Source organism: Mycobacterium sp. TH-M11 (genome assembly GCF_057473725.1).
On record NZ_JBYCLD010000369.1, the window covers coordinates 1 to 6,511 of the forward strand.

Consider the following 6,511-nt stretch of genomic DNA (forward strand, 5'->3'; position numbering starts at 1 on the left):
AATTCCTTGGCTACTACGCTCCAGGACTTGGGTATCAATTATCTTGCGGACGTACCCGGCTTCGTCCAAGACCAGGTGCGGCGCAACCTCGACCGGCAACTCGACGAGGTCGACGGCCTGTGCAAATGAGCACTCACTGTCGCCGCCGGGGCGTCGTTCGCATCGACCTGGCGGCACTCCGCGTCCAAGGCCGCAGTCGAACCCCGGCCGACGACGACGAGCAAACTGTCCCCGCGAGTGTGACGTCAGCGGCGTAGGCGCGCCCACGCGGTTCAACAACCGTTCGGCGACGTCACCCGGCGATACCACCCGCATCAGGCCAAGTTGTGCCGCAATCACAGCACCCGATCTTCCCAGGCCGGCCGAGCCTGCCTCCCGAGATACCGCCGCCGCTGCCCGAAAATATGGCCGTGAACTGCTGGTTTTCGCCGAGCGACGCTAAATGGCCCCAAACGGTTACGGGTCCGCAGGCGCGCCCTATACGATCGTTTGATGTCTGAAACACCCTCACACGAGCCATCGTCCGCATCCGAGGACGTCACCGAATCCGTCGCCGCGCCTACCACTACGCCGGCGACGACCCCGACGGCTACCTCGCACGCAAGCCCGTCCAAGCTGCCGTTCTGGCTGGCGGTGGCGGCTTTGGTGTTGGCGATCCTCGGCGTCGCGGGTGCCGCTTTTGGATACTTCTACCCCAACGAGAGTGCCGCAGCCGCGGGCAAGTACAGCGACCAGCAACGCAAAGATGCCAAGAAGAAGATCTGTGACACGTTCAAGATCGTCGACCGCGCAGTGGTCAGGAACTCGCACCTGAAGAACCCGGACAACGGTGGGCCGATCGGTGCGCTGTCGGTCGCGACCGCTCAGCGCTTCGCGTTCTACGACGGCGGGGACTTCCTGCGGGACCGGGTGGCCGCGGAGCCCGCGACACCCAAAGACCTGGCAGACGATGCGAACGCCCTCGGCACCCAGCTCGAAGAGCTCAGCATCGGCTACCTGGCCGGGGCGCAGGACTTCGCGCAGGAGGAGCTGCGTAAGAACCTCGACGAAAATATCAAGAAGATCGTCGAGATCTGCAAATAACCCGTTGTAGCCGCGGCTAACGCGGCACGTGAAAGTCGACCAGCTGGGCGGACCCGAGTTCGAGGTCCGCCCAGCTGCCGTTGAAGCGCAGAACGGCCATCGCCGAAGTCGGGAATTTCGCCGCGATCCGTTTGGCGGCAACGGTGTTGGCGCTGGGGCGGTCGGCCAGCCGCAGGGCCATCTCGCTGGTGCTCGGCTCGTGTCCGACGACCAGCAAGGTCGCGACGCGGTTACCGACGCCGTTGATCTGGTCGATCACAATCCCGGGCGTGGAGTCGTAGAGCCTGTCGAGGTAGCGAACGGGTGCATCAATCCCGCTGCGCGCCAACGTTTCACGGGTACGGGTCGCCGTCGAGCACAGCGCCAGGCCGATGGTGGGCAGATGGCTGCGCAGCCAATCGCCCGCCAGACCGGCTTCGCGCTCACCACGCGCCGCCAGCGGTCGGTCGTGGTCGGCCACCCCGTCGGGGTAGGCCGACTTGGCATGACGCATCAGCACCAGGGTGCGGTCTTGGTCGGGCATGCGGGTGAGATTACCGTGGCGCTTCTGCGCCGTATGGGGCCGATGTGGCTGATGCGACGGCTGGTTACGACGCCGCGCGGCCGGGGTTCGGACCTGCCGATTGAGGTCCCCGGACTTGTCGGTGGGCGGTCCTAAACTCGCGTTGCCCGGTCGCCACTGGCCGGACATCACGCAGAAGGGACTCCGGCCGCCATGCGATTCGTGCACAGCGCCGATTGGCAACTCGGCATGACCCGCCACTTCCTCGCGGGTGACGCGCAGCCGCGCTACTCCGCGGCCCGACGCGACGCGGTGGCCGGACTCGGACCGCTGGCGACGGCCGCCGGCGCCGAGTTCGTGGTGGTCTCCGGCGACGTCTTCGAGCACAACCAGCTGGCGCCGGCGGTGATCAGTCAGTCACTGGAAGCCATGCGCGCCATCGGGATTCCGGTCTACCTGTTGCCCGGCAACCACGATCCGCTGGACGCCTCCTCGGTATACACCAGCGCGCTGTTCGCCGCCGAGTGCCCGGCCAACGTGCATGTGCTCGATCGGGCCGGGGCCCACGACGTGCGGCCCGGGCTGCAGATCATCGCGGCACCGTGGCGGTCCAAGGCGCCGACCACCGATCTGGTCGCCGACGTGCTCGAGGGCCTGCCGGCCGACGGCGTCACTCGGGTGCTGGTTGCGCACGGTGGTGTCGACGTGCTCGATCCCGATCGCACCAGGTCCTCACTGATTCGACTGGCCGGCGTTGAAGATGCGTTGGCGCGCGGCACAATTCACTACGTTGCACTCGGCGACAAGCATTCGCTGACCGATGTGGGGAGCACGGGCCGTATCTGGTATTCAGGCTCGCCGGAGGTCACCAACTACGACAACGTCGAGGCCGACCCCGGTCACGTGCTGATCGTCGACATCGATGAGGCGGATCCGCAGCGTCCGGTGAGCGTCGATGCGCCGCGCGTTGGCCGCTGGCGATTCAGCACGCTCACCCGGCACGTGGACACCAGCCGCGACATCGCTGACCTGGACGTCAACCTCGACCTGATGCCCGACAAGGACCGAACGGTGCTGCGGTTGGCCCTGATTGGCTCGCTGACCGTCACCGACCGCGCCGCGCTGGACGCCTGCCTGGACAAGTATTCGCGGTTGTTCGCCTCGCTGCGGGTGTGGGACAGTCACAGCGACCTGGCGGTGATTCCGGCCGACGGTGAATTCAGCAACCTGGGCATCGGCGGGTTTGCCGCCGGGGCGGTCGAGGAGCTGATGGAGACCGCGCGCGCCGACGATGCGGCCGCGGGTGATGCCCAGGCGGCGCTGGGGTTGCTGTTGCGGCTGACCGATCATGGCCGGCAGGGTCGAGGTGCGGCATGAAATTGCATCGGTTGGTGCTGAAGCACTACCGCGGAATCGCCTACCGCGAGATCGACTTTCCCGACCACGGGGTAATCGTGGTGTCGGGCGCCAACGAGATCGGCAAGTCGTCGATGGTCGAGGCGCTCGATCTGCTGCTGGAAGCCAAGGACCGCTCGACCAAGAAAGAGGTCAAGCAGGTCAAGCCGACACACGCCGACGTCGGCTCCGAGATCACCGCCGAGATTAGTTCGGGCCCTTACCGTTTCGTCTACCACAAGCGTTTTCACAAGAAGCCCGAGACGCAGTTGACGGTCCTGCAGCCGCGCCGCGAACAGCGCAGCGGCGACGAGGCGCATGACCGCGTGCAGGCCATGCTGGCCGAGACCGTTGACACCGAATTGTGGCATGCCCAAAGGGTTTTGCAGGCAACATCGACCGATGCGGTGAACCTGTCCGGCTGCGACGCGCTGACCCGGGCGCTTGACCTCGCCGCGGGTGACGCGGCGGCGCTGTCGGGAACCGAGCCGCTGCTCCTCGAGCGCATCGACGGCGAATACGCTCGCTACTTCACCGCGACCGGCCGTCCCACCGCAGAGTGGGCGGCGGCGATCAAGGCGCTGGAATCCGCGAACCAGGAGGTCGAGCGGTGCGCGGCGGCGGTCGCCGAGGTCGACGAGCGGGTGCAGCGGCACGCCGCCCTGACGATCGAGCTGACCGAGCTTGGTGAATTACAACAGGCGGCGGCGACCCGACAGACCGCCGCCGGGGCCGCCGCCGACGAGATCGCCCGGCTCACCGAACAGGTGCGGGAGGCCGAACTGATTGCCACGGCCGCGACCGCGACCAGCACCGCGTCAACCGCTGCGCTCGCCGAGCGGATGCGACTGCGAGCCGAAAGCGACTCGCGCACAGCCGCGGTCGCGGGCCTGGAAGAAGAAGCGCGCGATGCCGGCGAAGCCCTGGTGCTGGCCCGCGCTGTCACCGTCGAGGCAGAGGAGGCCGTCGAGCGTGCCGACCAGCTACTGGTCGCCGCAACGCAGCGCGTCGAAACGGCCCGGAGCGTCGTCGACGATCTGGCCCGCCGCGAGGAGACGTTGCGGCTGAGCACGAAGCTCGCGAAAATCGACGCCGCGTGCAGCGAGCGTGACGGGGTTGCCAAAGAGTTGTCGACAACCACCATGACCGACGAGTTGCTGCGTCAGATTGAAAACGCCGCCGCCGCGCTCGATCGGATCGATGGCCAGCTCGCCTTGGTCTCGGCGACAGTCGAATTCGTTGCGGCCAGCGACATCGAACTGGTGATCGGCGATCAGCGGGTCGCGCTTGCGGCTGGCGAAAGCTGGACGACCGTCACCAACGCCGCCGCCGAGGTCGAGATTCCCGGCGTCGTGACCGCCCACGTTACCCCGGGCACGTCGGCGCGGGAGATGCACGCGAAATATGATGCGGCACAGGCGAAGCTGTCCGCTACGCTGTTGGCCGCGGGCGCTGCGGATCTGGCCGCGGCGCGGCAGGCCGACGAGCGACGCCGCGAACTGCAGAGTGCCCACGACCAATTCACGGCAACGCTGGCCGGACTGACCGGCGACGAAGACATCGAACTGTTGCGCGGGCGACTGGCCGAATTGCAGCTTTTACCAGCTCTTTCCGGCGATGTCGATCCTGCGGCCGCGCGTGCCGAACTGCTGGAGGCCGTCGCCGCCCGCGCCCAGGCGGAGAACGACTGTGAAACCCACCGCGAGGCAGCGGCGCTGGCGACGCGCCAGCGGACCGAGATCGACAAGCAGGTAACGCGTGTGCAGGACAAGCTGGCCGTGCAGCGAGCTGAGCTCGCCGCCGTTGCCGGCCGGCTGGCCGAACAGCGGGCCACGGTCCCCGACGAGAAATTGACCGCAGACGTCGAGGCCCACACGTCGGCGGCGGACACCGCCGCCAGTCGCGTCGCGCAGCTGTCCGAGCAACTCGCCGCCAAGGCCCCTGAGGCCGTCGTCGCCGAGCTGGCCGATGCCGTCCAGGCTTTCGCACTGCTGCGAAAACGTCACGACGACGTCGCGCGAACGTTGCATGAGATCGCCGCGCAGCTAACCGTTTTCGGCACCGAGGGCCGCCAGGGCAAGCTCGACGCTGCCGAGATCGAGCGCGAGCACGCCCGTGACGAGCACGACCGGGTCGGCCGCCGCGCCCGCGCGGTGCAGATGCTGCGAGAGGTCATGAGGCGCCACCGCGACACCACCCGGCTGCGCTATGTCGAGCCGTATCGCGCCGAACTGCAGCGGCTCGGCCGGCCGGTTTTCGGCGAGACCTTCGAGGTCGACGTCGACAGCGAGCTGTGCATCCAGACCCGCACACTCGACGGCCGCACTGTGCCCTACGAGTCGCTGTCGGGTGGGGCCAAGGAGCAACTCGGCATCCTGGCCCGGCTGGCCGGCGCGGCCCTGGTCGCCAAGGAGGATGCCGTCCCGATCCTGATCGACGACGCGCTCGGCTTCGCCGATCCCGAGCGGCTGGTCAAGATGGCCGCGGTGTTCGACACACTCGGGGAGCGCGGGCAGGTGATCGTATTGACCTGCACGCCGGCCCGCTACGACGGCGTCAAGGATGCGCAGCGAATCGAGTTGTGCGCCTGAGGGTCAATTCCGCGCGTCGACCCGAGCCGGAATCGGCCCCTTCGCGACGGTGGTGCAGGGCGATTCGAGCGGAAAGTCGTTGTCGACAGAGCGAACGCGCACCGACCGGACGATGGTGGCGAGCGCGAGCGTCGTCACCAGCATCGCGAAGTGTTCACCGATGCACGAACGTGGTCCGGCGGCGAACGGAATGAACTGCCACCGGTCGCGATTGGCGCAGTTCTCCGGGCTGAACCGATCGGGATCAAAATCCAGTGGGCGATCCCATAACGTCGGATCCCTGTGTAGCGCACCGATTCCGACGGCCACAATGCTGCCCGCTTCCACTCGATAGCCGTCTACCGCGATGTCGCTCAGCGGCACTCGGCCGACCCCAGCAGCCGGCGGGCACAGACGTAGCGACTCGTTGATTACCTGGGTGGTGTATCCGAGCCGGGGGACATCGTCGGGCGTCAATTCTCTATCGCCGATCTCGGCGACCTCGGCGGCCACCCGGTCCTGCATCTCGGGATGGTGCCCCAGCTGCCACAGGGCGTAGGTCAGCGTCGTCGCCGTGGTGTCGTGGCCGGACAGCATGAAGATCAGCAGTTCGCTGCAAATGTCCTTGTCGGACAGCGGCAGGCCGGTGTCGGGATCAGAGGCCGCCATCAACGCCCGAACCAGCGGCGCATCGCGGGTCGGGTCCGCGCGGCAGGACTGCAGGATCGCCATGGTGGCCCGTCGCATCGTCGCTACCGCGGCGCGAGCGCGACGGCGTGACGGCGTCGGCAGCCACCGCGGCGCCCGCACCGGCCGCAATGCACGATCGGTCGCGTAACGCGATGCCACGTGCATGTTCGCCGCGATCGCGCTGCCGAATTCGTTGACGTCAAGACCGAGAATCGAGCGACCGAGTGAGCGCATGCCGAGTCGGCGGCATTCGGTGTCGAGGTCGACGTCA

General features: G+C 67.4%; 5 protein-coding genes. 3 read left to right on the top strand and 2 right to left on the bottom strand.

What is annotated here, in order from left to right; translation table 11 throughout:
• The first annotated feature begins 492 nt into the window (after nt 1-492).
• Nucleotides 493-1,083 (top strand): hypothetical protein, encoded by a 591-nt coding sequence (locus AC2VOG_RS14780; RefSeq protein WP_486940635.1) that lies wholly within the window; start codon nt 493-495, stop codon nt 1,081-1,083.
• 16 nt (nt 1,084-1,099) lie between these two features.
• On the opposite strand, the gene AC2VOG_RS14785 is transcribed toward AC2VOG_RS14780, so the two are convergent.
• Complete coding sequence (locus tag AC2VOG_RS14785) at nt 1,100-1,606, bottom strand: SixA phosphatase family protein (RefSeq protein ID WP_486940636.1); 507 nt, start codon at nt 1,604-1,606, stop codon at nt 1,100-1,102.
• A 192-nt stretch (nt 1,607-1,798) separates the two neighbouring features.
• Between AC2VOG_RS14785 and AC2VOG_RS14790 the strand changes: the two genes are divergently transcribed.
• Both AC2VOG_RS14790 and AC2VOG_RS14795 read left to right on the top strand, forming a co-directional pair.
• Nucleotides 1,799-2,962, top strand: a complete 1,164-nt coding sequence (locus AC2VOG_RS14790; protein ID WP_486940637.1) for a metallophosphoesterase family protein — start codon at nt 1,799-1,801, stop codon at nt 2,960-2,962.
• Nucleotides 2,959-5,571 (top strand): AAA family ATPase, encoded by a 2,613-nt coding sequence (locus tag AC2VOG_RS14795; RefSeq protein ID WP_486940638.1) that lies wholly within the window; start codon nt 2,959-2,961, stop codon nt 5,569-5,571. Before AC2VOG_RS14790 ends, AC2VOG_RS14795 begins: the two co-directional genes overlap by 4 nt.
• 3 nt (nt 5,572-5,574) lie before the next feature.
• Here the strand turns inward: AC2VOG_RS14795 and AC2VOG_RS14800 are convergent.
• The coding region (locus tag AC2VOG_RS14800) for a cytochrome P450 (protein WP_486940639.1) at nt 5,575-6,511 on the bottom strand (937 nt) is incomplete at its 5' end.

What these genes read in the sequence shown, in the direction of transcription:
- AC2VOG_RS14790 (WP_486940637.1), top strand. Translation starts at nt 1,799, where the DNA reads ATGCGATTCGTGCACAGCGCCGATTGGCAACTCGGCATGACCCGCCAC.
- AC2VOG_RS14795 (WP_486940638.1), top strand. Translation starts at nt 2,959, where the DNA reads ATGAAATTGCATCGGTTGGTGCTGAAGCACTACCGCGGAATCGCCTAC.
- AC2VOG_RS14785 (WP_486940636.1), bottom strand. Translation starts at nt 1,606, where the DNA reads ATGCCCGACCAAGACCGCACCCTGGTGCTGATGCGTCATGCCAAGTCG.
- AC2VOG_RS14780 (WP_486940635.1), top strand. Translation starts at nt 493, where the DNA reads ATGTCTGAAACACCCTCACACGAGCCATCGTCCGCATCCGAGGACGTC.